This is a genomic window from Nitratireductor aestuarii (genome assembly GCF_014641695.1).
Classification (GTDB): Bacteria; Pseudomonadota; Alphaproteobacteria; order Rhizobiales; family Rhizobiaceae; genus Chelativorans; species Chelativorans aestuarii.
In genome coordinates this window covers 269,488-294,970 of the sequence record NZ_BMIF01000005.1, presented here as the reverse complement: position 1 = coordinate 294,970, position 25,483 = coordinate 269,488, and the positions used below count along the sequence as shown (strand labels likewise).

General features: G+C 59.9%; 17 protein-coding genes, 2 tRNA genes and 1 rRNA gene. 17 read left to right on the top strand and 3 right to left on the bottom strand.

What is annotated here, in order from left to right:
• Positions 1-324 precede the first annotated feature (324 nt).
• The 4 genes from rrf (at position 325) to IEX27_RS10685 (ending at position 1,957) form a co-directional block, all read left to right on the top strand.
• Positions 325-439 (top strand): 5S ribosomal RNA (gene rrf / locus IEX27_RS10700).
• Between the two features lie 233 nt (positions 440-672).
• Positions 673-749 (top strand) — tRNA-Met (locus tag IEX27_RS10695).
• A 519-nt stretch (positions 750-1,268) separates the two neighbouring features.
• A tRNA-OTHER gene (locus IEX27_RS10690) sits at positions 1,269-1,375 on the top strand.
• 249 nt (positions 1,376-1,624) lie between these two features.
• Complete coding sequence (locus IEX27_RS10685) at positions 1,625-1,957, top strand: invasion associated locus B family protein (RefSeq protein WP_188721033.1); 333 nt, start codon at positions 1,625-1,627, stop codon at positions 1,955-1,957.
• On the opposite strand, the gene IEX27_RS10680 is transcribed toward IEX27_RS10685, so the two are convergent.
• From IEX27_RS10680 to IEX27_RS10670, 3 genes are all read right to left on the bottom strand, one after another.
• A complete protein-coding gene (locus IEX27_RS10680) occupies positions 1,954-2,559 on the bottom strand; it encodes an isopentenyl-diphosphate Delta-isomerase (RefSeq protein WP_188721032.1) in 606 nt (201 codons plus the stop codon). The genes IEX27_RS10685 and IEX27_RS10680 overlap by 4 nt on opposite strands.
• A 113-nt stretch (positions 2,560-2,672) precedes the next feature.
• Positions 2,673-3,134 carry an RrF2 family transcriptional regulator gene (locus tag IEX27_RS10675; protein WP_188721031.1) on the bottom strand — a complete coding sequence of 154 codons (462 nt, stop codon included), beginning with the start codon at positions 3,132-3,134 and terminating at the stop codon, positions 2,673-2,675.
• On the bottom strand, positions 3,131-3,649 hold the full coding sequence (locus IEX27_RS10670; protein WP_188721030.1) for a GNAT family N-acetyltransferase: 519 nt from the start codon (positions 3,647-3,649) through the stop codon (positions 3,131-3,133). The genes IEX27_RS10675 and IEX27_RS10670 overlap by 4 nt, the downstream gene beginning before the upstream one ends.
• Before the next feature lie 162 nt (positions 3,650-3,811).
• On the opposite strand from IEX27_RS10670, the gene IEX27_RS10665 reads away from it, so the two are divergent.
• From IEX27_RS10665 to IEX27_RS10605, 13 genes are all read left to right on the top strand, one after another.
• Positions 3,812-6,871, top strand: coding sequence for a xanthine dehydrogenase family protein molybdopterin-binding subunit (locus IEX27_RS10665; protein WP_210315521.1), 3,060 nt, complete (start codon positions 3,812-3,814; stop codon positions 6,869-6,871).
• Complete coding sequence (locus IEX27_RS10660) at positions 6,868-7,701, top strand: FAD binding domain-containing protein (protein WP_188721028.1); 834 nt, start codon at positions 6,868-6,870, stop codon at positions 7,699-7,701. The genes IEX27_RS10665 and IEX27_RS10660 overlap by 4 nt, the downstream gene beginning before the upstream one ends.
• A complete protein-coding gene (locus tag IEX27_RS10655; RefSeq protein WP_188721027.1) occupies positions 7,689-8,213 on the top strand; it encodes a (2Fe-2S)-binding protein in 525 nt (174 codons plus the stop codon). Before IEX27_RS10660 ends, IEX27_RS10655 begins: the two co-directional genes overlap by 13 nt.
• 20 nt (positions 8,214-8,233) lie before the next feature.
• Positions 8,234-8,704 carry a cupin domain-containing protein gene (locus IEX27_RS10650; RefSeq protein ID WP_188721026.1) on the top strand — a complete coding sequence of 157 codons (471 nt, stop codon included), beginning with the start codon at positions 8,234-8,236 and terminating at the stop codon, positions 8,702-8,704.
• Positions 8,705-8,717: 13 nt separating this feature from the next.
• Positions 8,718-9,506 (top strand): alpha/beta fold hydrolase, encoded by a 789-nt coding sequence (locus IEX27_RS10645; RefSeq protein ID WP_188721025.1) that lies wholly within the window; start codon positions 8,718-8,720, stop codon positions 9,504-9,506.
• A complete protein-coding gene (locus tag IEX27_RS10640) occupies positions 9,506-10,447 on the top strand; it encodes an alpha/beta fold hydrolase (RefSeq protein ID WP_188721024.1) in 942 nt (313 codons plus the stop codon). The genes IEX27_RS10645 and IEX27_RS10640 overlap by 1 nt, the downstream gene beginning before the upstream one ends.
• 128 nt (positions 10,448-10,575) lie before the next feature.
• Positions 10,576-13,623, top strand: coding sequence for an autotransporter outer membrane beta-barrel domain-containing protein (locus IEX27_RS10635; RefSeq protein WP_188721023.1), 3,048 nt, complete (start codon positions 10,576-10,578; stop codon positions 13,621-13,623).
• Between the two features lie 195 nt (positions 13,624-13,818).
• Positions 13,819-14,727: a cellulose biosynthesis protein BcsN gene (bcsN, locus tag IEX27_RS10630; protein ID WP_188721022.1), complete on the top strand. Its 909-nt coding sequence runs from the start codon at positions 13,819-13,821 to the stop codon at positions 14,725-14,727.
• 137 nt (positions 14,728-14,864) lie between these two features.
• On the top strand, positions 14,865-16,988 hold the full coding sequence (gene bcsA / locus IEX27_RS10625; RefSeq protein ID WP_373869878.1) for a UDP-forming cellulose synthase catalytic subunit: 2,124 nt from the start codon (positions 14,865-14,867) through the stop codon (positions 16,986-16,988).
• On the top strand, positions 16,985-19,306 hold the full coding sequence (locus IEX27_RS10620; protein ID WP_188721020.1) for a cellulose biosynthesis cyclic di-GMP-binding regulatory protein BcsB: 2,322 nt from the start codon (positions 16,985-16,987) through the stop codon (positions 19,304-19,306). Before bcsA ends, IEX27_RS10620 begins: the two co-directional genes overlap by 4 nt.
• On the top strand, positions 19,303-20,337 hold the full coding sequence (locus tag IEX27_RS10615) for a family 8 glycosyl hydrolase (RefSeq protein ID WP_188721019.1): 1,035 nt from the start codon (positions 19,303-19,305) through the stop codon (positions 20,335-20,337). Before IEX27_RS10620 ends, IEX27_RS10615 begins: the two co-directional genes overlap by 4 nt.
• On the top strand, positions 20,328-22,445 hold the full coding sequence (locus tag IEX27_RS10610) for a tetratricopeptide repeat protein (RefSeq protein WP_188721018.1): 2,118 nt from the start codon (positions 20,328-20,330) through the stop codon (positions 22,443-22,445). Before IEX27_RS10615 ends, IEX27_RS10610 begins: the two co-directional genes overlap by 10 nt.
• 164 nt (positions 22,446-22,609) lie before the next feature.
• Entirely contained in the window at positions 22,610-25,477 is a 2,868-nt protein-coding gene (locus tag IEX27_RS10605; RefSeq protein WP_244630322.1) for a bifunctional diguanylate cyclase/phosphodiesterase, read from the top strand.
• Positions 25,478-25,483: the final 6 nt, after the last annotated feature.

The following is a 25,483-nucleotide window of genomic DNA, read 5'->3' as shown; positions in this document are numbered from 1 at the left end:
ATCATTCTCATTGCTTGTATCCATCAGACGAAGTCTGATGGATGTTTTGTCCTCACGCCAGTTCGGCTCACGCCGAACGGCTCCGGCCCCTCGACGGGCTCGGGAGGGCGGCCAAAAGTGGCCGACGGCCGGTCGGCCTTGCGGGCTAACGCCCGAAGGCTAATGGCCGACGATGGTGCAGGTGTACTGATGAAAGTGAATGACAGGTGAGGCGTGATGGATATCTTCCATTCACCATTCACCATTCACCATTCACCATTCACCATTCACCATTCACCATTCACCATTCCAGCTTCTTGATTTTGAAAACATGCGTTTTGCCGACCTGGTGGTTATTGCGGGGTGGCTGCACCCGTTCCCATTCCGAACACGGCCGTGAAACGCCCCTGCGCCAATGGTACTTTGTCTTAAGACACGGGAGAGTAGGTCGCTGCCAGGTCTGCCAAACGCATGTTCTTCGAAACATTCTCTCTTCACAGCTCAAACTCGAAGGCCGCTCACCGCGGCCTCTTGTTGTTGGAGCAGAAATTACGCAAAGACCGGGCTGAAGCCCAGTCGCTGCAAAAGTTGACGCGGGGTGGAGCAGCACCCCGACCGCCCGCAGGCCGGTAGGCCGAGGACGGCGAGAAAAAAAAGACCGGGCTGCATAGGCTCGGTTACTGCAAAAGTTGACGCGGGGTGGAGCAGCCCGGTAGCTCGTCAGGCTCATAACCTGAAGGCCGCAGGTTCAAATCCTGCCCCCGCAACCAAATCAAAGCGCCGAGGCACAAGCCCGGCGCTTTTTTTGTTTAGCGACACCTCTAAGGCCCGGCATGAGACACGCTGTTCTGTGTGAAGGCCCGCTCGGGTGTTCTTCTGGCTCAGAACCTTAAGGGTGAGGAGGATCAGGAATTGATCCAGTGGATCAATTCCCCGACGAACGGTGCAAATCCTGCCCCCGCAACCAAATCAAAGCGCCGAGGCATCAGCCCGGCGCTTTTTTTGTTTGGTGCCAATCTCATTCGATACCAATCGTCAGCGCGTGTATGTTGAACAATGCGGCCCCGGTAGCTCGGCCAGGCTCATAACCTGAAGGGTGAGGAGGAATCAGGAAATGATCCAGTGGATCAATTTCCGACGAACGGTTCACCTGCCCCCGCAAACAAGTTACGGCAGGAGCGCTCGGGAAAACCGGGCGCTTTTTTTGTTTGAAGTAGGGTGCTCTGGCCGGAGTGCGTACAACCCAGTACGCTCGCAAGGTTCGTCTGGCTAGCCAGTTGCTGCAAGCGGCGGGAATGGAGTAGCTCGTCAGGCTCAGAACCTGAAGGGTGAGGAGGATGAGGAATTGATCCAGTGGCTCAATTCCCCGACGAACGGTTCAAATCCTGCCCCCGCAACCAAAATCAAAGCGCCGTGGCACAAGCCCGGCGCCTTTTTTTGTTTAGCGACACCTCTAAGGCGCGCCCTGCCGGTTCCGTCGGAGCCGATCTGAGCTGATCCGGCCGGATTGGCCCGCAACCAAATGCAGCCGGCACTGAGAACGCAGTAGTGAATATATGTTAGCAGCAAGACGCGTTGACTTCTGTGGTGCGCCAAGTACTCATGAGCTTTCACTCATGAACTTTTACGCAAATGAGCGTAGCGAATGTATTTCGAAGTAAATCAATTAGCCAAATGCATAGAAAAAAGAGCAAAGATCTGTACTGCGGCATTGTTATTACCGCTATTTGCTATTCCTGACGCCTTATCCGATGACGGATTCGGTTTATATGATGACTGGTCCTACAGGTGCGCAAGCATCAGCGATAGTACGTCGGAGCAGCTTTGCGAGATATCTCAGGTGGTCTCGGTCGAGGATGAGGGTCACCCGGTAGAAGTTCTGCGATTGGCTGTTTCGCGTGCGTCCGATGGGAAGAAGCGAGTTAAAGCGCCAGCCTATAAGCTGGCGCAAGCTGGTCCTCTAAGGGAGCCTGGTTAGTCCAGGTCGTACTTTCCGTAATCGCGATGCGTCCAGCTGCCTGCCGTGCAGGCGGCGACGATCTTCGGCAGATCTTCACCGAATACCTCGAGATAGAGGCTGAACCAGGGAGTTCTTTCCTCCGGAGGTATTTCCAGCGCCTGGCTTTGACCCAAGGATGTGGTGTTCTGCACCTCATCCGGGTTCGGGTTGCACTCTCCGTCCCACTGCATGCAGAAGAGGTCGACGCGCTCGTGTTCGATCAGTCCGGCATCGTCGGAAACGTGCAGAGATGTGCTGGGAACCGAAGCCCTGTAACGCAGTACGCCGAAGTGAAATAGCTCACCTTCAATGCCCAGTTCTTCCCGCAAACGGCGTTTCGCGGCCACATCGCTGCTTTCGCCCGGAGCAGGATGGCTGCAGCAGGCGTTCGCCCAGAGTTCGGGACAATGATACTTGCCCATTGCTCGCTGCTGGATGAGGTGTTTTCCGGCGCCATCAACAATCAGAACCGAGATCGCGCGGTGGTAATTTCCATTGACGTGCGCCTCAAGCTTGTCCTCTACGCCGATGGTCGCGTCACTTTCGGGGTCGATCAGTTCGACCTGCGTAAAATCCAGCATGCACCTGTCCGTTTTTCTCGTGCGCTCGTCTGAGTGGAGCCATCCCAGAAACGGGCATCAGCGTGCTTGGTTGCGCCAATCTTGCCCGCTATTCGGCCAGAGCGACTGGTTGCCTACTTGGCCTCTGCCCGCTCGATAGCGCGCTGTTCGATGGTAGTAGAGTCGCGATCACGCAATTCGGAGCGACGGGCGTTGTTAATGATTGTCTGGATCGTTACGGAGCGCAACGTAGCCATGGTGATGCGGTCGAGTTCCGATAGCACCCGGCTTACTTCCCGTGCCACGCCTGAGGGTTCGCTCTCGGCTTCCGTATCCCACCAATCATTCTCGAAGAGCACGATGATATCGTAAAGCGTCACGTGCTTCGGATTGGCGATGAAGGTGCATCCACCGTTTGGGCCTCGCGTCGAAGACACGATCTTGGCCATAGAAAGTGTGCGCAGCACCTTCGCCAGGTGATGTTGGGAGAGCCCGTAAAAGGCTGCGAGCTCGTAGGCAGACACCTGTTTGCCCGGGTTAGCAGCCATATGGACGGTGGCCAGGATCGCGTAGCGGGTAGCTTGCTGGAGTTTCATGCAATGTCCCTGCCAGTCTCCGACAGCGCGTCCAATGACATTTCCAGTTCAATGAACGGACCTGCAGTCATCCCCTGGAAACGGAAGAATGACATCAACACCTGATTATCGATGTGAATCATCGTGCGGATGGTCGTTGCGCCGACGGCCATCAAATGCCGCGCGAGTTCCTCGAACAGCTTGGTCGCAACCCCAAGTTTGCGGCTATCCGGTTTGACGCCGATCGCATGCACCCAGCCGCAGCGGGGTGCCCCGAATTCCCAGGCGCGAAACGAACCCACGATGTACCCGACCACTTCCGCGTCAACGTGCGCAGCCAGAAATGGGCTGTTGGCATCCGATTGATTGGCAGCATAGAGGCCATACCAATACTCGGGCTTTTCGCTGCCCGTGATATCGAGATCGATGGCTATGATGGCCGGGAGGTCAGGAAGCGTTACCCGGTCAACCGACACGACGGATGACGTCTGAGGCTCCGAGACAGGGGCGAGTTGTGGGTCAGCTTTCTCTTTCATTTCATATCCTTGCGCGCCTTTTCTTATAGGCGCAAGCGCCAGCTAAAGCAAGCGATCTCATATTTTCGCTTTTAAATACGATTATGCCTTTACTGCCAAGTATCGTGTTGTTATGAGTTCGATCGGGTGGACCTGAGGGTATGCCTGATGGGAGTGGTAGGCGTGAAAGATCAAGAGTTGCTGGAAGTGAAACCCGCTGAAAGGACAGGCTCGGCCAACGCGGATGTTCGTCCCTGGACGCCGGATCGGAGTGGAAGATCCGGAGCGCTCGGCAGTGCAATGACCCGGCTGGAAGACCCGGCTCTCCTTACCGGAGCAGGGCGGTATTGCGACGATGCTCCTGTGGCAGTCGGCACTCTTTATGCAGCGATCCTGCGCTCACCCAAGGCGCACGCGAAGATCCTTTCCATTGACGTATCTGCCGCCAAGGCGCTTCCCGGTGTCCATGCTGTCATCACCGGCGAGGATATACGAGCTATTTCCGATCCGTTCCTTGTTGCCCTGAAAGCACCGATCGATCAGTGGAGCCTCGCAGTTGATGCCGTCCGCTTTGTTGGCGAAGCGGTGGCTGTCGTTGTGGCGGACGATCGTTACATCGCCGAAGACGGCGTGGAACTGGTAAACGTCACCTACGAAGATCTGCCGGTGGTGGTAGACTGTCTCAAGGCGGTTCAGCCGGATGCCCCGGTGTTGCATGCGCCTGCGGGCACGAACGAGATCTCCAATCGCCGTTTCGTATATGGCGAGCCGGACAAGGCTTTTGCGGAAGCGGCCCATGTCGTGAAGACGGAGCTTGTCTACCCGCGCTCTTCCTACACGCCGATGGAGTGCTTCGTCGTCGTTGCTGAGTACCATAAGGCTTCGCAATCCTACGACGTATATTCCAATTTCCAGGGACCGTTCAGCGCGCATCCGGTGATGGCCAAGGCGCTGCGCGTTCCGGGCACCAAGCTCCGGCTTCGCACGCCGGCGGACAGCGGCGGCAGCTTCGGCATCAAGCTTTCGGTCTTCCCCTATATCGTCCTGATGGCGCTGGCCTCGCGCATCACTGGCCGTCCGGTGAAGTGGGTCGAGGACCGGTTCGAGCATCTGTCTGCCGCAAGCTCCGGCCCGAACAGGGTGACGACCATCGAGGCAGCCGTCGACAAGGATGGGCGTATTCACGGCCTCCGCATGGATTGCCTCGAGGATTACGGCGCGTTCCTTCGTGCTCCGATGCCCGGACCTCTCTACCGCATGCACGGTGCGCTGACCGGCGCCTATGATATCCGGCATCTGGATGTGACCAACAGGGTCTGCCTCACCAACAAGATGCCGGCTGCCCTTATTCGCGGCTTTGGTGGCCCCCAGATCTATTTCGCCCTTGAAAGGCTTGTGCAGCGCATTGCCGTCGAGCTGGGTCTCGACCCGCTGGACGTCATCCGCCGCAACCTGATCAACAAGGAAGCATTCCCATACCGCACAGCCTCGGGCGCGCTCTATGACTCCGGCGATTATGCCCAGGCAATCGAAAAGGCGCTGGCTGATGGCCGGCTAGAGGAATTGAAGGCGCGCCGGGACGCTGCACGGGCAGAGGGCCGCTACTACGGCATAGGCTTCGCCGCCGTCGTTGAACCGGGCATGTCGAACATGGGGTACCTGTCGACGCTGGTACCGGCGAAGGTTCGCGAGCGTGTCGGACCGAAGAACGGCGCCGTCTCGATGGTCACGGTCAATGTGGACCCCGTGGGCGCTGTCAGTGTTACCGCGGACGTGACTGTGCAGGGACAGGGCCATCAGACCGTGATTGCCCAGATCGTCGCGGAGCAGCTTGGCCTCACTCCGCAGGAGATCCTCGTCAATCTGGAGATAGACACCCAGAAGGACCAGTGGTCGATTGCCGCCGGCTCCTATTCCTGCCGCTTCTCGCCAGGCACTGCGCCGGCAGCTCATATCGCGGCCCAGCGCATCCGCGACAAGGTCGCCCGCATCGCGGCAAAGCAGCTAAATACGGTGGCCGAAGACATTGACTTCGCCAACGGCATGGTTTTCTCCAAGTCCAATCCGGATAATTCCATGCCGTTCTCGCGCGCTGCAGGTACGGCTCACTGGTCGCCTGTGCTCATGCCGGGGAACGATCAGCCTGGCCTGCGTGAGATCGGCGTCTGGTCGCCGCCAGAGCTGGAGCCTCCGTCGAGCAAGGATGAAATCAACACGTCGCTGACCTACGGTTTCGTCTTCGACATGTGCGGTGTCGAAATTGATCCGATCACCATGGAAGTGCGCGTCGATCGGTACGTATCCATGCACGATGCCGGCTATCTGCTCAATCCGCTGATCGCTGAAGGACAGATACGCGGCGCTTTCGTACAGGGTCTCGCAAGCGCGCTTTATGAAGAGTTCGTGTACGACGAAAGCGGAGCGTTCCTCTCCGGAACCTTCGCCGACTACCTCGTCCCGACCGCCTGCGAAGTGCCGGAAATCGAGATCCTGCACATCGAGACGCCGTCGCCGTTCACGCCGCTTGGCGCAAAGGGTCTGGCTGAAGGCAACTGCATGAGCACGCCCGTGTGCATTGCCAATGCGGTGGCCGATGCCCTGGGTGTGGAGAGCATCCAGCTGCCGATAACGCCAAGCCGGATCAACGATCTGCTGGCTGGAGAAGAGTCCAGGCCTGCCAAGCAGATCCAGACGGCAACGGATGGCGGTTCGACGTCTGCGCGCGCAGGCCACATGCTGACCGGCAAGGGTGAATTCGTCGTCGCGGCGGCGCCAGAGCAAATCTGGAACTCTCTGCTCGATCCGGAGAAGCTCAAGACTGTCATACCCGGTTGCCATACCGTCTCGGTCGTCGAGCCGTTCAAATACCGCGCCGAGGTCACCCTTGGCGTGGGTCCGATCAAGGGTCGGTTCGTTGCAGACGTTCAGCTGAGCGACCTTCAGGAATACCGCTTTGCGCGGCTGTCAGGCGGCATGAGTGGTCCGCTGGGTGGTTCCGAAGGAGAGGGCACCGTCACGCTCGAAGCGCTGCCCGAAGGAACGAAGGTCTCCTACACCTACAGCGTCGGCGTGTCCGGCAAGGTTGCTGCAGTTGGCGGCCGCATGCTCGAGAGAGCGGCTGGAATGGTGATCGGCCAGTTCTTCGAAAGACTGTCCAGGGTGGTCAAGCCCGAAGAGGATGGTCCGGCGAATACAGCAAGCACGACGCCGCGTTGGAAGCGTTTCCTGGGTCTTGGAAGATGAAACCTCACAAGTTTGATTACGTCCGTCCAGAGACGGTAGCAGAAGCTTTGGATCTGCTTGCGCAATATGGGGGCGACGCAAGGGTGATGGCAGGCGGCCAGTCGCTGATGGCCATGCTGAACCTCCGCCTCGTGCAGCCTCGCGTCATCGTCGACATCTCGCGGATCGCCGAATTGTCTGACATTTCCGACAAGGGCTCAATGATCGAGGTTGGCGCTACAGTGACGCAGGCCCGTGTCGAGAATTGGGATCGCCTCAACGAGACCCTGCCGTTCATCGCGCGCGCCATTCCGTTCGTAGGCCACTTCCAGACGCGCAATCGCGGCACGGTTTGTGGATCGATCGCGCACGCGGATCCAAGTTCCGAACTGCCACTCTCGCTGGCGCTGTTGCAGGGTGAGGTGGTTCTGCGTTCCAAAAAGGGAGAGCGCGTGCTGCCTGCGAGGGAATTCCAGCTCGGTCTTCTCACCACCGCGCGCCGCGATGACGAACTGGTAACGGCCGTCCGCTTTCCAAAGAGCATCGGTGTCAATGGCGCGGCGTTCCGCGAAGTGGCCCGGCGCCATGGGGATTTCGCCATCGTATCGCTCGGGGCAGTCCGTCTCAACGGAGAAACTGTCCGGATGGCTGTTGGCGGCATGGCTGACGCTCCGAGGACGATCGAGCTTCCTGCGAACCTTTCCGACAAGGACCTGTCAGAACGTATTGACGCGTTTGCATGGGATCTGGGTGGCCTTGAAGACATCCATGCGACCGCCCGCTACCGGCGCGATCTGCTGCGCCGGATGGCGTTGCCGATTTATAGGGAGGTTGCGCCATGCGCAGCGTAAACCGCGACGACCACGTTCGCATCAGCTTTGAACTCAACGGCGCACCTGTTTCCGGTCTTGGTGAATCGCGCACGCTTCTGAGCGACTTCCTGCGCGGCACCATTGGTGCAACCGGCACCCATGTGGGCTGCGAGCACGGCGTCTGCGGTTGTTGCACCGTCCAGATTGACGGCGTGGCGCAGCGCTCCTGCCTAACGCTTGCTGTGCAGGCGGAGGGCAGGTCAGTCTCGACGGTCGAGGGTGTCGCCGACCGCGAGACGGGCGAACTCAGCCCGCTGCAAAAAGCCTTCACCAAGCATCATGCCCTGCAGTGCGGCTTCTGCACGCCAGGCATTCTCATGTCCTTCAGCGATTTCCTGAACCGTAATCCGGAACCTACCGTTGAAGAGGTCAAGGAGGTGCTGGGAGGCCACATCTGCCGGTGCACAGGTTACGACGGCCTGATCAAGGCGATCCTTGAGGCCGCTGAAGAAATGCGAGCAGCTTCGACCGCTGCAACTGCTAGTCGATAATTCGAACACGGGAGAATGAAATGAGCCAAACACCGACCCAGGAACGCGTCACCATCGATGGCAAGAACGTTGTGATTCAGCGCGACGTGTCGCCGATGATCAACGGCGGCATCCTCGCGAACGCCGAAATGTTCCGCATGTTCAACATCTTCGACGACAAGTTCACGCCGTCCAACAAGGAAACTGCCGACGGAACCCCGCTGCGCCTCTACAACGGCAAGATCACCAAGGTTGACGTTTCCAAGCGTTCCAAGGTCGACATGGGCTTCTGGCACCGCAACATCGATGCTCACGAGATCATCTTCTGCGTCAAGGGCGCGCTGCGCTGGGAGACGGAGATGGGCACCAAGACCATGCACCCGGGCGACATGCTGTTCATCCCGCGTGGCATCGCGCACCGCTCCATGCTCTGCGAAGATTCCGCCGAGGAGAACGTTCTGATCGAGCTGAAGATCGCCGAAGAACTCCCCTACGTCGGCGAAAACTCGTAAGGGTCGTGGTATCATGATCATCGAAACGAATGGCGTGGCCTTCAACGTCGCGATCGACGGCAAGGAAGGCGCACCCTGGATCGTGTGCTCCCACGCACTCGCCAACAATCTCACGCTCTGGGACGATCTGGTTGCAGAGCTGAAGGATGACTATCGCATCCTGCGTTACGATCATCGCGGTCACGGCAAGAGCCAGGCCGTGCCTGGACCCTACACGTTCCCGATGCTCATCGAGGACGCAATCGGCCTGATGGACGGGGCTGGCATCGACAAGGCTCACTGGATCGGTCTGTCGATCGGCGGCATGATCGGTTACGGCCTTGCGATCGAGCATGGTGACCGTCTGCGCTCGTTGGTCGCCTGCGACTCCCGCCCGGATGCACCGCCAGATTACGCCGCCTACTTCCAGGGCCGTATCGACAAGGCGCGCGCCTACGGAATGGCCGGTCTGGTGGATTCCACCATCGAACGCTGGTTTACGGCGCAGTCGGTCGCTTCCGGTCTGCCCATCATCGAGAAGGTGAAGGCGATGATCGCTTCCACCGATCCGGTAGGTCATGAAGGTTGCTGCGAAGCGCTGAAGACACTTTCCTACGGTCCTCGCTTGCACGAGATCCGCACGCCGACGCTCATCATCGGCGGTGCGATGGACAAGGGTGCGCCCCCGGAAAAGCTCGCCGAAGCGGCTGCCAAGATCGAAGGCGCGGAGCATGTGATCGTGCCCGACGCAGGGCACATCAGCGCTCTCGAAAACCCGCCCGCGTTCACCGCAGCAGTCAAATCGTTCCTGGCGAGGCACTGATGCGCGAGCCGTTGGCACCACTGGAAACCCATGTCGCAGTCATGACCGATGGCGCGGAAATCATTCTGCGCCGTCATGGGAATGTCGACAAACCCCGCCTGATGATCACCAACGGCAATGGCTTCGCCGTTGACGGATATCGGGTGTTCTGGGAGCCGCTGCTCGAAGACTACGAAGTCGTGGCCTTCGACATGCGCAACCACGGGCAGAACAAGCCTGCCGGGGGCGACGGCCATAACTACCTTCAGTTTGCTCGCGACGTGGGCTCCGTTTTCGAGGCGGCAACCAACCGCTGGGGCAAGAAGAAGACCGCCGGCATCTTCCACTCCATGTCCGCGCGCTCCGCGTTGAAGCACGCCGTGCAGATGGGATGGGTCTGGGATGCGCTGGTCCTGTTCGATCCGCCAAGTGTTCCGCCGCGTGGTCACGAGCTCTACGAACCGATGCGGACGTTCGAGCACAAGCTCATCGAGTTTGCCTGCAATCGACCCGACCGCTTCAGCTCGGAAGAAGAGATGCTTGCCCTTTATCGGGAAGGCCGAGCCTCGCAGCACTGGCTACCGGAAGCGCAGGAAGACATGGCGCGAGCCGTGCTGCGCAAGACCGACGAGGGATATGAGCTCAGCTGCCAGCGTGAGCTGGAAGCCACGATCTACCTCGGCGCATTGACGCTGAACCTCTGGCCGCCGGCATCAGAGGCGGGCGGTCCGGTGAAGCTGATCGGTGCTGATCCTGAAATGAAGGGCGGCATCACCGGTCGAGCAAACCAGGCGCTTGGCCTGGAGCAGGGTTACGACTTCGACTACGTGCCAGGCACGGGTCACCTGCTGCAGATCGAGAAGCCCGCGGAATGCCGCGAGGTCATGCTCAGCTTCCTGCACAAGTCACGGGATCGCCTGATCGCGGACCCTAGTTCCTTGCAACATCTGCGCTGCCCATGATGATCTCAGGGCAGCGCAAATCTTTTGTGGTTCTGCTTGATCGGCCGGCGAAGGAGCAGAACTGACTTGTCCAGCCGGCACAGAATGTTTCATATGTGAATTGTTACCACGTATGATTCGAGTCCCTCATGCGAAGCCTTGTATGGCTGGCCTGTACCAGCACAATTTCGCTTTCCAGCGCCATGGCATGGGGTCAGCAGTTGCAGGGCGAACCTGCGCCGTTCCAGATCCTTGCATCTGATATTCAGCCTGCAGCCGTCACGGAAACCGTCTTTGATGGCGATGCTTCCGCAGGATCAGCTCAACTTGAAACCGCACCGGGCGACGCGATCATCTTCAGAGACAACGCCACGGCGTCGTCTGCCAGCATCATCAACAACGGCGGCGAGACGCGTTTCGAGGACAGTTCCACCGCCTCCGTTTCCTCGCTCGTCGCGAACGAGGCCGGCCGCATCGACTTCTCCGGCAGTTCAACGGCACACGATGCCGATATTGTCGTCAACGGAGGCGGAAGTCTTTCGTTTGCTGACGATGCAGATGCAGGCACGTCGCAGGTAGCGATCAACGGGACAGGCCGCTTTGCCGGGCGATCCAATGCCGCACTTGCGGTCATCGTGGTCAACACGTCCGGGGCGCTGGAATTTGACGAAAGCGCAAATGCGGGCAACGCGCAGATCACCAACAATGGCCAGACGACCTTTGCCGGCGCGTCTTCGCTCGATGGCGCACTGATCACGAACAACGAACGCGGCAGCCTTGTCTTTCGGGACGATGCCCAGGGCGGCACTACCAGCCTGATCCAGAACAACGGCACAGTGCTTTTCAGGGACCGTGCATCTCTGGGAGGCGCAAATCTTGTCGTCAACGAGGGCGCCAGCGCCCGGTTTGATGACAGTTCCGACGCCGGCACAAATCTGGTGACGGTCAGTGGCGATCTTGAGTTCGCCGGAAGCAGCTCCGCGAATGAGGCGGAGATCGTCGGCAATGCTGGCGGGTCGATCAATTTCGTCGACGATGCCTCCGCCGGGGACGCCCAGATCACGAGCGCAGCAGATCTGCGCTTTGCAGGCAGGGCCGTGGCTGCCAATGCTTCCATCACGATGGGGGAAGGCGCGACGATCAGCTTCAGCGATGAGGCGGATGGAGGCTCTGCTCAGCTTCATCTTGATGCGGGTTCTGAGCTAAATATCGCGGGGGCGAACGGACAGGTCGGTCTCGGATCTCTTGATGGCGCTGGCGATGTCCAGCTCGGACGCAATGTGCTGGCGGTCGGCAACGACAGCGAGCGCGAGGTTTTCGCGGGCACCATCAACGATGGCGGAAATGGTGGCGGAGTAGTCAAGCGTGGGTCGGGCATCTGGAACCTTGCGGGTAGCAGCAACTACTCCGGCCCGTCCATTGTTGAGAGCGGCACGCTCGAAGGCGGGCGTGAAAATGCCTTCGCGGCAGAATCCGCGTTCGCGATAGAAGATGGCGCCACGCTTGCGCTCGGCGACTTTGACCAACAGATCAGGTCGCTCGCGGGGAGCGGGTCGGTGGACCTTGCCACCGCCACGCTGACGGCTGGCGGAAATGGCGGCTCAACCGAATTTTCAGGCACGATTGACGGGACCGGTTCGCTTGTGAAGACGGGTAGCGGCGAGCTTGCCCTGACGGGAACCAATACCTACTCGGGTGACACCCATGTTGATGAGGGGCGTCTTCGGGTTGATGGCGACATTGGCTCGTCTGCGGTATTTGTGGGTACTCAAGGGACGCTTCTGGGCAGTGGCCGCGTCGGGGCAACGACGGTTGAGGGCCAATTGTTGGCTCGCGCCGAGGGGAGCCCGCTCACGATCGGTGGCGACCTCACCCTGGGCGAAGATGCCGTTACCACTGTTGAAGTTGCGGAGAACCAATCCGGAAGGTTCATCGTTGAAGGTTCAGCACTTCTGGGCGGCGTGTTGATCGTGAACCCTGTTGAAGCGATCTCGGTCGGCACGCCTTACGAGCTTCTCACTGCAACGATGATCGATGGCGAGTTCGCGTCGATTGATGCGTCGTTCGCATTTGTCGATCCGAGCCTCAACTACGGTCAAGCGGCGCTCACCCTCACATTCCTGCGAAACGACACCAGTTTCGAGAGTGTCGCCAACACGCCGAACCAGCGGGCGACGGCCGGGGCAGTCGAAACACTCGGATCAGGAAACGCGGTGTTTAATGCGGTCCTGCCGCTTTCGGCGGACGCCGCGCGGGATGCCTTTGACAACCTTTCGGGCGAGGGGCATGCCAACGCGCTTGAAGCCATGGCGCTGGCAGATGATGGTGCCCGCAGGTCCGTGCTCAGGCGGCTTCGCCCCGACTCCACCGGAGTGGGCGTCTGGACTGACATCAAGACGTCGACGACCGATCGGGACACGGATGGCAATGGAGCTGCAGCTCGCTACAGGGCGCATTCTGCAATTGCGGGCGTCGACTTCCGGCCTGCGGAAAGTGTGCGGGTCGGCCTTGCGGGTCACTACACTCAGACAAACCTCTCGAACGCTGCGCGTGCCACGGAGGGTGACGTGACCAGCATCGGCGCTCTTGCCTATGGCGCCTGGTCTTCAGGATCATGGCGAGCCCGGGCGGGGGCGGGTGTCACATCGCACACGGTGGAACTCGATCGCGCCATTTCCGTGGGCGCGTTGCAGGCAAGAGCCAGCAGCCAGTATTCCGCTCTGTCGGCCAACGTCTTCGGTGAGGTTGGTTATGCATTCGACTACGGCCAGATCAGGATTGAGCCCTTTGCAGGTCTGTCGCACCTCTACCTGCGCACGGACGGTTTCAACGAGACGGGTGCGGGCGACGCCAACCTTTCGTCGAACGGCAATCGGCTATCGAGGACCGACGCAGAGATCGGCGTTCGCGCCTCCACCAACTATGCCCTTGGCAATGGCGTCACCGTGCGACCCAGCATTGCAGTTGGCTATAGACGCAACCTCGACGGTAACATGGCAGAGAGCCAGCATCGGTTCGCCCAGTCCGGCCCGTTCCGGGTCGCGGCTTCCGCGTCTGCAGGGCATGCGGCTACGGTGGAGATGCGCGTGGATGCGCAGATCAATCGCGATATAGACGCCGGACTATTCTATTTCGGATCGTTCAGCGAAAGCGGCAACGCCCATACCATCGGCGCCGCAGTCCGCGTACGTTTCTGAGCACGAATGTGCGCTGATCAGCCACGCGCTCGAAAGCAGCCTTTGTAGTTTTACTTAACATAATACTATTGCAGAACAGTTATATCTCTTCCTACTGTCACAGTTGAAGGTGATTCGGCTGAGGCGGCTTAGGCAGGGATGGTCACAACCAGCTCTACAATTCCCACTGACGTTATGCAATCCGCGGTTTCTCGCATGAGATTCCCGGCGATTGTCGTCGTGGGCGTGCTCCTGGCCGCATGTGGGCAGACCACGAACGTTCAGCGTTCAGCTGTTAACGAGGTGAGGGAACCGACGCAGGCGATGGCGCTGCCGCCGCCCGGAGGCCCCGCTGTCATCAGCGTGATCGAGCGACGTTACTCCAACGCCGTCCAGCAGGACATCATCCTCTCCACCTCGGCAGCAACGCCAGGACATAACACGTTGCGCATCCAGATCTTCGGTTCTGTCGGAGAGGATGGCGGCGACACGGCATTGGTCGAACGGCACCTCTCCAATTCCGAAGTCGCGCGCGAGATGCGCGAGCTGCTGCCCGGCGTTCCCATGCGCCGATCCGATCTCTACGCGCAGAACAGCTATGGTCCCTTCGGTTATGCGATAGGCCGTTCCAGCGCGAACGATCTTTGCATCTTTGCCTGGCAGCGGATCAGGGCGACGCGATCTGATGCAACCTTCATCAACCGTGGGGCGATACAGGTAAGGCTTCGGCTTTGCGAGGCGAAAGCAAGCGAGCAGGACCTGCTTGCCGTGATGTACGGCTATACGATCAACGCATCGATCGGGGGCATCAGCTGGAATCCCTACGGCGTTGTTCCGCCCGCTGACCCACGTCTCGGGAATACCGGGCAACCGATCCACCCACTCACGGCGAGCGGGCCGGCGATGATCACCTCGACAGTACCCGTCGAGGAGGCGCCACGCCCCGCAGTTCGGCCACGCCCAAGAGCAGCGGCGGAACCTGCGCCGGCGGCTCCGACGGTTGTACCGCAGCCTTTGCCTGACAATGCTCCGATCGTCCCGCCGCCGCCATCAGCAGGATTTCCGCCAGCACCGGCAGCAGGCCCAGCGCCGATCGTTCCGTTACCGCCGGCGGAAGCAAACTAGGTGAGTGGAGCCATGCAGAGCGCTCCGTTTCTCAAGAACAACAACAAGAAAAGTCGAGATCCGGCATGGACAGGCCGCGAGGAATTCGCATGACAAATGTAGTGGTCGGCTTGCTTTGGGCTATCCTTGCGGCGGGCATGATGTTTGTCGTTTCGCTCCCCATCAACCTCCAGACCCATCTTGTCGTGGGCGGGGTTGTCCTTGCGCTGATGATCATCATCAAGCTGCTGGGTCTGGGTGGCACCTGGCGCCTCATTGCTCTCGGCCTGGGCACAGCACTTGTGCTGCGTTACGTCTACTGGCGCACGACCAATACCATCCCGCCCATCAACCAGCCCGAGAACTTTATTCCCGGCGTGCTGCTTTATCTGGCCGAAATGTACAGCGTGTTCATGCTGGCGCTCAGCCTTTTCATCGTTGCCAAGCCGTTGCCGTCGCGAAAACCTCCGCTCCTCGACGATGCCGACCTCCCGACAGTTGATGTGTTCATTCCGTCCTATAACGAGGAACCTTCGTTGCTGGCCGATACGATCGCTGCAGCGAAGGCCATGGACTATCCGCAGGACCGCGTGAAGGTCTGGCTGCTTGACGACGGCGGCACGCTTCAGAAAAGGAACTCCGACGACGTGATCGCGGCTCAGGCCGCGCAGAAGCGTCATGTCGAGTTGCAGAAGCTCTGCGAGGACCTCGGCGCGAACTATCTCACCCGCGAGCGCAACGAGCAGGCCAAGGCCGGCAACCTCAACAACGGGCTGGCGCACTCAACGGGCGAATTGGTCGCCGTCTTCGATGCTGACCATGCTCCGACGCGGAACTTCCTGCGCGAGACGGTGGGCTTCTTCCGTCAGGAGCGGAAGCTCTTCCTTGTCCAGACGCCGCACTTCTTCCTCAACCCGGATCCGCTCGAACGCAACCTCAGGACCTTCGAAAAGATGCCGTCCGAGAATGAAATGTTCTACGGCATCATTCAGCGCGGTCTCGATAAATGGGATGCCGCCTTCTTCTGCGGCTCGGCTGCGGTGCTGAGCCGCGCAGCGCTCCAGGAGACCAACGGCTTCTCGGGCGTGTCCATCACCGAAGACTGTGAAACCGCGGTGGAACTGCATTCACGCGGCTGGAGCAGCGTCTATGTCGACAAGCCGCTCATCGCCGGCTTGCAGCCCGCCACCTTTGCCAGCTTCATCGGTCAGCGCAGCCGCTGGGCGCAGGGCATGATGCAGATCCTGCGCTTCCGCTTCCCGCCCCTGAAGCGTGGCCTGAGCATCCCGCAGCGGCTCTGCTACATGTCTTCGACCTTGTTCTGGCTGTTCCCGTTCCCGCGGACGATGTTCCTCATTGCACCGTTGTTCTACCTGTTCTTGGACCTTCAGGTGTTCACGGCTTCGGGCGGCGAATTTCTGGCCTACACCATGAGCTATGTCATGGTGAACCTCATGATGCAGAACTACCTCTACGGCAGATTCCGCTGGCCCTGGATCTCCGAGCTCTACGAATACATTCAGTCCATACACCTGCTGCCCGCCGTGATTTCCGTGATGCTCAATCCGCGCAAGCCAACGTTCAAGGTGACGGCAAAGGACGAGTCGGTGACGGTTGCACGGCTATCCGAGCTCAGTAGCCCGTTCTTCATCATCTTTGGCGTGCTGCTTTTTGCCGTCGGCGTCACCGCCTGGCGTCTATACGCAGAGCCCTGGAAGGCCGATGTGACGTTGGTGGTGGGTGGCTGGAACATCCTCAACCTTATCTTCGCTGGCTGTGCGCTGGGCGTCGTTTCGGAACGGCGCGAATGGACCAGCACCAGGCGCATCAAGGTTCATCGCCGATGCGAATTTGGGGATGGCGAAACATGGCTGCCGGCAACGATCGAAGACGTGTCGGTCAACGGGGCGAGGCTGCGCGTCCATGGGCAGGAGGCTGAAAGGCTGATTGCTGAGGGCAGGAGCGGTTTGCGTTTCAAGCTCCTGTCCAGTGATGCGACGGGAACCCTGCCTGTCGTCATCCGCAACCATGCGAAGGAAGGCGGCATCTATGTCATCGGATGCCAGTATGAGCGTTCCGAACCTGAGCACCACCGCCTGGTGGCTGACCTCGTTTTTGCGAATGAGGAACAGTGGACGAAGTTCCAGACCGCCCGTCGTCGGAACCCCGGTGTCGTGATCGGCACCGTCTGGTTCCTGCGCCTTGCCCTGTTCCAGACCTGGCGTGGGCTCACCTATTTCTTCCGGCAGATGCGCGCCCCCGCAGAGAGTGCCCGGTCATGAGACGGTACGGGCTCGCATTTCTGCTTGCATGCAGTACGGCCGCGGTGGCTCATGCGCAGGTTCCCTTCGACATGTCGCCTGAACGACCGGTGCAGGAAGATCAGACAACCGCACCTGAGCTTCCGACGCCCCCTTCAGCAACGCCGAGGCAACCGTCGTCGCCACGCGCCATGGCGCCGCGCGAATACCGCCGCCTGCTGTTGCCGACCGGCGACCTTACGCTGCGTGGGGAAATGGCCTCGCGCAGCTGGGTTGTTCATCTGACAGAGGCTCAAGCCCAAGCCCCGGCAACCTTCCACCTTGCCTATAGCAATGCGGTTGTGGTTGCCCCGGAGTCTTCCCAGCTTCAATTCCTCATCAACGACGTGGTGGTTGCGGAAACCCCCATTCGGGGATCCGAGGGAGGGGCGCAGCTCACGGCCGACGTCCCCGCTGACTTGCTACGGACAGGGCGCAATCAGGTAACGGTGCGCATTTCGCAACGTCACCGCACCGACTGCACCATTGAATCCACCTATGAGTTGTGGACAGGGATAAGCTCCGAAGGAACGTATCTGTCCTTCGCGGATGAGGCGGCTACACGGCTCTCAGGCCTTGAGGATCTGCGGAGCATTGCTCCCGATGCTTCGGGCAAGGTGAAGATCGCAGTCATCGCGCCGGGGATGGCGCGAGGCGATTTCAGCGCCGACATCATGAAGCTGACGCAGGCGATCGCGCTCTATGCGGCTTTGCCGAACCTGGAGTACGTCATCGATAGCAGCCCGACCGCGGAACAAGAGGACGCCGCGCTGAGGGTGCTGCTTGGAACGAATGCCGAGCTCTCGTCGGTGGCCCAGGAACTCCCCGCAGCAGCAGCTGCCGGACCCTTCACTGCATTTGCCCCGACCGCGGATGGAACTCCGACCCTTGTCGTGAGCGGACGTGATCGGGCCGAGTGGTTGGCGGCGCTTGAGCAACTGGCAGCGCCAGTCAATCGCGAAGCCGGACGTCAGCGGGAATCCATTGTCACCGAGTCATGGCGGCTCCCCAACGCGCCCATGATCTATGGCCGCCGTGACATTCCCTTCAGCGAACTCGGAGTACGCTCCGAACAGTTTTCGGGAAGGGTATTCTCGACCAGCTTCCAGTTTGCCGTTCCGGCTGATTTCTACGCAGCTTCCTACGGAGAGGCCAGGATCCTCCTCGACGCCATCTATAGCGAAGATGTCCTGCCCGGCAGCCTCATCAATATCTACGTCAATGGATCGATTGCCGTATCCATTCCGCTCAGTACGCAAGGCGGCGCGATCATGGAGCAGCTCCCTGTCCCGCTGACCATGCGCCACTTCAAGCCGGGTCTCAACAATGTGGATGTCGTGGCAAACCTGCTGACTGCCGAGGATCAGGCTTGCCCCGTCGTGACCCGCGTCGACGCCAAGCCAAGGTTTGCGCTGTATGGCACCTCGCGGCTCGTGGTGCCTGACTTTGCGCGCATCGCGCAGCGACCCAATCTGAGAGCGCTGGCGGGTACCGGCTATCCGTATGGTCTCAAGAGCGATCCGACACCTATCTTCCTGGAGCGGTCTGACGCTCCCATGCTTTCCGTCGCCGCAGATCTGCTGGGGCGCATGGCGCAGACCGCTGGGCGAACCGTGCCGGTTTCCTTCACCACATCGGTGGACGCCACGGCCCAGCAGGACGCGATCTTCATTGGCGCCATCAACTCCATTCCGCCAAGTGTCCTGTCGCAGGTAAATGTAGCTGAGGAGAGCCGACGGTCCTGGATCCCGGCCAATTCAAACGCTCCCTCAGGAGCCAACCCTGTCCAGGCAGATGCGGAGTCCTGGCGGCAGCAGATGGAGCAGCAGACCTGGTTGAGCCGTCTGGAGGACTGGTTCATCCGCTCGTTTGACCTGAGCTTCAGCGCGCTTCGTTTTACGCCTGAGGAGGAGGCTGCCTACATGCCGCGGCAGTCATCCACGATACTTCTGGCGCAGGGGCAAAATCCGGCCGACAACGGCGTGTGGACACTCGTCAGTGCATCCGATATTGAATCCTTGAGACAAGGAGCGACCGCGCTCACGGCAGTTTCAAACTGGGATCGGATCGCTGGACGGCTTGTGACACTCGAGAGCGACTTGGAAACCATCGACACCATACCGGCGACATCCGTCAGCTTGGTGCAGACCAAAGCCCCATCCTTGAGCAATTTCCGTCTCATCGTGGCCAATTGGCTGTCGAGCAACATCCTTTCCTATGCGCTTCTTCTGGTGGCTGCCTGCGTTGCACTGGGTGTCGTAACCACGGCGCTGCTCTCCCGATTGGGAAGACGGCAATGAGCTGGCGCGGCCTTCTTGCCGGTCTGGCATCCCTGTGCATGGTATCATCCATGGCCAATGCGGCTATTACCCAGCAAGAATGGGCCGAATACTCCGCCCGCTTTGTGTCCGCCGAAGGCCGTGTGGTTGATGACGGAAATGGCGGCATTTCCCACAGCGAGGGGCAGGGCTATGGCTTGCTCCTGTCCTTCCTGGGGGGCAACCGGCCGGATTTCGAACGCATATGGTCGTTCACGCAGCGCGAGCTCCTGCTTCGCGATGACAATCTTGCCGCATGGAGATGGGATCCCAACGAGAAGCCTCACATCACCGACCTGAACAACGCTTCCGACGGTGACATTCTCATCGCCTACTCGCTCGCCCTCGCCGGGGCAGCGTGGAAGGAGGAGCGGTTTACTACCAGCGCAAAATCGATCGCTACCGCGCTGGGGCGCAGTTCTGTGTTCGCGCATCAGGACAAGCTCCTGATCCTGCCCGGCGTCGCTGGGTTCGGAAAGGACGCGCGCCCCGATGGTCCGGTGGTCAATCTGTCCTACTGGGTTTTCGAGGCCTTTCCTGTTCTGGACCAGCTCGGCACAGGCACGGACTGGACGGACCTCTCCCGGAGCGGTGTGAGCTTGCTGGAGGAAGCTTCCTTCGGGAGCAGAAAGCTCCCGGCCGACTGGATATCGGCGGAGGCTTCGCCGCGACCGGCAACGGGCTTTCCGGCCGAGTTCGGCTACAATGCGGTGCGCATCCCGCTCTACCTGATCCGTGCGAACACTGGAGATAAAGAGCTCCTCCGGCGCTTGCGCGACGGGATGACCAAGGAAGACGGATCGATCGTGCTGGTTGATTTCTCCAGTGGGAAGGAAACGGCCGTCTTAAGGGACCCGGGCTACCGCATCATTTCCGGCCTCGCAGCCTGCGTTCTCGATGGCACGCGCTTGCCCAAGGATCTGCAGACTTTTGCGCCAACCCTCTACTATCCTTCGACCCTTCAACTGCTGGCCCTGGCCTACATACGGGAGGAGCGGCGGGAATGTCTGTGAGTTTCGCCAAGTCTGTCAGTGTGATCGCCATGTCGCTGGTGCTTGCAGCACCTATGTCGCTTGGAAGCGATCCTAAGGTCGCAACGGATGACGCGGGGGACTTGATCCTCGCGCAGGCTGAACCTTCGGCACCAGCAGCAACACCGGAGGTCGATGAATCCGCCTTGCGCTATTTCGCCCGGCAAGGCGACACCCGGCGCCTGGAAATCGAAATCGCCCGGTTGCGCGCACTCTATCCCGATTGGGTTCCGCCTACTGACCTCCTGAGTGCCCCACCTCAGACGGATCCGGAACTGGATGCAATCTGGGATCTCTATTCGCAAGGCAGGCTGGCAGAGGTGCGCCAGAAGATTGCCGAGCGTCAATCCGCTGACAGTGGGTGGAGCCCGCCGGCGGATCTCATCGACCGGCTGGAGCTTGCGGAAGCGCGCGAACGCCTGATCAATGCTTCGGATCTCAAGCAGTATGACACCGTCATCAAGGTTGCATCCGAGAAGTCGGAATTGCTCACGTGCAGTGAAGTCGATGTGCTCTGGCGTGTTGCGGAAGCCTTTGCGCAAACCAACCGGGAACAGCGCTCGTTCGACACGTATCGATATGTTCTGACGAATTGCGAGAACCCGAACGAGCGGCTTGCTACAATCCAGAACGCCTCCAAGAACCTCTCCAGGTCCCACATTGACGAACTGCTGAAGCTCGAGCGGAAGACAGCAGGAATCGGCGAGTTTGAACCGTTCCGCGACGATCTGGCGCGTGCCGTCGTGGCGGAGGCGGGTGAAGACGAGAAGGTTGTCGTGCCGGCTGAACAGCTCACCAGGCTCGAGCAGCTGGCTGAACGCGAAAAGAAGGCCTCGGACGCACTGCTTCTTGGCTGGTACTACCTGCGGCGTGAGAATATCGACCCGGCGGAAAAATGGTTCCGTCAGGCGTTCGAAGCCGAACAGACGGCTTCGGCCGCGAGAGGTATCGCGCTCGTCCTGATTGAACGCGAAAAGTTCGCAGACGCCGAAGGCATCATGTACCGGTGGCGCGCTGATGATGACGACAGTCGAAGCGTCTATCTTGCCGCAGTGGCAAACCTTCTTGGCACCGAGCCCCGTCCGGCTCTGAGCCCCGATGTTCTGAGCAGCATCGTGACTGAAGTCGCGGCGGCGAAAGATGTCATCGCCGCCAATCAGCTGGGCTGGTATGCCCGGGCATGGCAGCAGCACGAAACCGCCAAGGCATGGTTCAACCTCGCTCTGCAATGGAAGAGCGATGATGAGGAAGCCGCCTATGGTCTTGGCGTCAGCTATTTCCAGCTGGGTCAGACGGCCGAGCTGGCTGCGATGAAGCAGCGGTGGCAGGGTCGGTCCGAACGCATCCAATTGATCGGAACCGAGGCACAGGCTCCGGCGACCACCGCTCCCATGGTGACGCCGCCGCAGACGGCTACCGCTGCCCCACAAACAGCCGCCCCAGCGCCACAGACGGTTCAAACTGCACCCGATGTCAGGGTTCGAGATACGAGCGCGGCGCCCCCGCGCCCAAGCACAAGTGCACCGCAAGTTGCCACCAGAGCTCCGCAAACGCGCTCTTCTTCGACCTCCTATCGCCGCGGTTGTTCGGATTTCGTCCATCCTGAAACACTAGCGCCCGAAGCTGCTCTTGCGCGCGGCTGGTGCCTGATGGACCTGAACCGTCCGCTGGAAGCCGCCCAGGCTTTTGAAGTGGCGCTCCGCAGCCGGACTGACCGTGTGCGAAGCGATGCGTCCTATGGTCAAAGTCTCGCCTATCTGCGGGCCGGGCTGGTGAACGAGGCGGCAGTCGCTGCAACCAAGGCGCGTCAGGAACCCTCCCGTACGATCGAGTTGCAGACGAGCATACTTGCCGAACGTGCCCTTGGCGCGTTCGAACGCGGACGCTATGCGGAAGCGCTCCTCGCGCTTGACCAGCGCGCGCAGATCGCACCGGAACGAGTGGACCTCATGGTTCTCCGGGGATATGCGTATATGAAGCTCAATCGGCTGGGGGATGCGAGCCGTGTGCTGGAAGCCGCTGCCGGAACCGGCAATCGTGATGCCATCCGAGCGTTGGCCGATCTACGCAACCAGTTGAACGGGCAGTGAGCGTCAAACCTGTTCGACATCTGGTGGTAGCCAGCTTATGGCAGCTAGCATTGAAAGTCTGGTTTCAGTAGATTGACCTTGGCTATGTTTGCGCAGCGTTTAAAGTAGTAGAACGACGTGCCGGCAATGGCTACGCAAGAACCCTGCCAGAGTGTAGCCGCTTGATGTTCAGTCTTTACGAGATCGTAGCCATAGACCACGATTTCCGGTTCGTAGCGCTGGCTATCGGTATCTGTGCTCTGGCGAGCCTGACTGGCGTTGCAATTGCTCAGCACAGCATGAAGCCGCACCCCAGGGCAAGCCGCTTGTTCTGGCTGGTGCTTGCCGGTTCGATCATTGGCCTTGGCATATGGGCTACGGACTTTACAGCGCTCCTCGGGTTCAGAACTGATCTCAACCCCCGCTTTGATCTACTCTTCACGGCACTTTCCTTAGTGATATCCGCCAGTCTGATAATGATCGGTGGCGTTACCGTTCTTTCAAGACGCGACAGGGGGACGTTGGCCGGAGCTTGGGTTGGCGCAGGCATAGCCGTCACGCATTTCATGAACATGAACGCGTTGCGGGTGCCTGGAAGCATCGTTGAGACCAATCTGGTGGTCGTCGTCGTGGCAGCGGCGTGCGGAATAGTGCTGGCCGGATGTGGCGGCAATCTTCTGGTCAGGTTCAGAGATGAGGTCTTTGCCTGGCCTGCCGCCGTGATGCTGTTCTTCGCAGTCCTCGTAACCTATCTCGTGGCCATGAGCGGTGTCACCGTCCTGCCCGGCGATCCTTCGCCGGATCTGGACTGGACCGCGTCCGGTGCGCAGTTGGCCTGGGCGGTGGTTACGGCGTTCCTCATCCTTCTTGCGGCGGTGATCGTCTATACGCTGCAAGCAGAACGGGCGGCTCGCAGGATAGCGAAAGAGCACGCTCAGCTTCAGAAAGCGCTTGCCGAGCTCAAGGAGAGCCAGAGGCACCATCGCGCCTATGTCGAGCTAAGCCCACAAATCGCTTGGGTGGCGGATCCCGATGGGAACATCACCGAGGTTGCTCCCAGATGGGGCGATCTGGTGGGGCAGTCGCCGGAAAGTGCCATAGGCTACCACTGGATGACCTATCTCCATCCTGATGATCTTCCTTCGACAACGCTGATCTGGAGAAGGGCTCTCTTGAGGGGAGGGGATGAGGGCCTCGACGTCCGTTATCGCGTTCGCCTTGCCGAAGGCAATTATCGCTGGTTCCGGGCCAGAGCCCGCCCACGGCGTGATGGGAGCGGAAAGATTCTGGCATGGTACGGCAGTCTGGAAGACGTGCACGACCAGGTCGTTGCCGAGCTTGCTCTGCGCGACAGCGAGGAGCGCTACCGCCTTGCAGCGCTTGCCACCAACGAAGTCATTTGGGAGTGGTCGTTCGATCTCCAGCAAGCCACCTGGAGCGGGGCTTACATGGATGTTCTGGGTTATCCGGAACTTGCCCAACAAACTGGCCTGGAGTGGTGGCTTGAACACATCCATCCGGACGATCTGCCGCGCGTGCTGGCAAGCCAGGAACATGCGCTCAAAAATGGTGCCGATTCCTGGAGCGAGGAATACCGCTTTCTGATTGCATCCGGAGACTGGATCGACGTCCGCACCCGCTGTGTCATCGTCCGCAGTGGTAGCGGAGAGCCGACACGCCTTGTCGGATCCATGCTGGATATAACGCAGCAGAAAAGGGCTGAAGCCGAGCTCAACTGGGCAGCCTTCCATGATCCGCTGACCAAGCTGCCCAATCGCACCCTGTTTCGCATCAGAAAGAAGGCGGCGATTGACGCCGCCCGGGACACGGGCAAGTTCGTTGCACTCATTGTGCTTGATCTCAACGATTTCAAGCAGGTCAATGACACGCTCGGTCATTCTGCAGGCGACTATATTCTTGAGGAAACCGCAAAGCGCCTGCGGGCCTGTGTGGCGCCTGACGTCACCATTGCCCGACTTGGAGGAGACGAATTTGCGATCATCCTCCCCAATCTTTCATCCCCCCAGGACTACACCGAACCCATGGCCAGGATCGGCGCTATCCTGGGGAAGCCAATCTCCTTCCAGAACATGCATGTCCAGATCCGCCACTGCGCTGGGGTGGCCTTTTGGCCACGCGACGGCGAGGAGATTGCCGACCTGCTGATTGCTGCCGACCTTGCGCTCTACGCCGCCAAGAGCGGCGTACCGGGAACGGTGGTCGAATTCGATCCTTCGCTGAGGGACGCTTCGGAACGGCGAGCCGGCATGTTGGCTGCCGCAAAGCTGGCGCTGGAAGAGGATCGGGTGGTTCCCTATTACCAGCCGAAGATCGATCTCCAGACAGGCCACATCATCGGGTGGGAGGCGCTCCTGCGCATTCGCAAGGAGAGCATCCACATATTGCCTCCCTCGGAAATCGCGGCTGCATTTTCCGACGCGGAAATCGGTGTGCAGCTAACCGACAGGATGTTTTCGAAGGTTCTGTCGGACCTTGCAAGTTGGCACGCGCAAGGCATCGACGTCGGGCGGATCGCCATCAACCTGTCGGGCGGCGACTTCAGGCAGCAGGGACTGAGTGAAAGAGTGCGGTCACTGGCGGAGCAGAGCGGGGTGACGCTCGATCACATCGAACTTGAAGTGACCGAAACAGTGCTGATCGGCGACTTCGGACACGAAGTATCACGCGAGCTTCAGGCGCTGCGGGACTGGGGTGCGCTTGTGGCGCTGGATGACTTCGGAACGGGCTATGCTTCCTTGACCCACCTTCAGCAATTGCCTGTAGACGTGATCAAGATCGACAGGTCCTTCATCGAAAAAATCGACTCCACGGACCTCAAGGCCACAACCGTGATCGACGCTGTCGTTCAGATGGCAAAGCGACTTGGGATCCAGACAGTGGCCGAGGGCGTCGAAACCTGGGAACAGGTGCGTTACCTGAAAGCCAGCGGTTGCAGCATTGTTCAGGGGTATCTCTTCAGTCCCCCGATATCGGCAACCAAGGTTCCGGATTTTCTGACATCGACTGAACCAAGGCGAGCTCTGGCTCACTGAGCACGC

What these genes read in the sequence shown, in the direction of transcription:
- IEX27_RS10685 (WP_188721033.1), top strand. Translation starts at nt 1,625, where the DNA reads ATGTATTTCGAAGTAAATCAATTAGCCAAATGCATAGAAAAAAGAGCA.
- IEX27_RS10680 (WP_188721032.1), bottom strand. Translation starts at nt 2,559, where the DNA reads ATGCTGGATTTTACGCAGGTCGAACTGATCGACCCCGAAAGTGACGCG.
- IEX27_RS10675 (WP_188721031.1), bottom strand. Translation starts at nt 3,134, where the DNA reads ATGAAACTCCAGCAAGCTACCCGCTACGCGATCCTGGCCACCGTCCAT.
- IEX27_RS10670 (WP_188721030.1), bottom strand. Translation starts at nt 3,649, where the DNA reads ATGAAAGAGAAAGCTGACCCACAACTCGCCCCTGTCTCGGAGCCTCAG.
- IEX27_RS10660 (WP_188721028.1), top strand. Translation starts at nt 6,868, where the DNA reads ATGAAACCTCACAAGTTTGATTACGTCCGTCCAGAGACGGTAGCAGAA.
- IEX27_RS10655 (WP_188721027.1), top strand. Translation starts at nt 7,689, where the DNA reads ATGCGCAGCGTAAACCGCGACGACCACGTTCGCATCAGCTTTGAACTC.
- IEX27_RS10650 (WP_188721026.1), top strand. Translation starts at nt 8,234, where the DNA reads ATGAGCCAAACACCGACCCAGGAACGCGTCACCATCGATGGCAAGAAC.
- IEX27_RS10645 (WP_188721025.1), top strand. Translation starts at nt 8,718, where the DNA reads ATGATCATCGAAACGAATGGCGTGGCCTTCAACGTCGCGATCGACGGC.
- IEX27_RS10640 (WP_188721024.1), top strand. Translation starts at nt 9,506, where the DNA reads ATGCGCGAGCCGTTGGCACCACTGGAAACCCATGTCGCAGTCATGACC.
- IEX27_RS10635 (WP_188721023.1), top strand. Translation starts at nt 10,576, where the DNA reads ATGCGAAGCCTTGTATGGCTGGCCTGTACCAGCACAATTTCGCTTTCC.
- bcsN (WP_188721022.1), top strand. Translation starts at nt 13,819, where the DNA reads ATGAGATTCCCGGCGATTGTCGTCGTGGGCGTGCTCCTGGCCGCATGT.
- bcsA (WP_373869878.1), top strand. Translation starts at nt 14,865, where the DNA reads ATGATGTTTGTCGTTTCGCTCCCCATCAACCTCCAGACCCATCTTGTC.
- IEX27_RS10620 (WP_188721020.1), top strand. Translation starts at nt 16,985, where the DNA reads ATGAGACGGTACGGGCTCGCATTTCTGCTTGCATGCAGTACGGCCGCG.
- IEX27_RS10615 (WP_188721019.1), top strand. Translation starts at nt 19,303, where the DNA reads ATGAGCTGGCGCGGCCTTCTTGCCGGTCTGGCATCCCTGTGCATGGTA.
- IEX27_RS10610 (WP_188721018.1), top strand. Translation starts at nt 20,328, where the DNA reads ATGTCTGTGAGTTTCGCCAAGTCTGTCAGTGTGATCGCCATGTCGCTG.
- IEX27_RS10605 (WP_244630322.1), top strand. Translation starts at nt 22,610, where the DNA reads ATGTTCAGTCTTTACGAGATCGTAGCCATAGACCACGATTTCCGGTTC.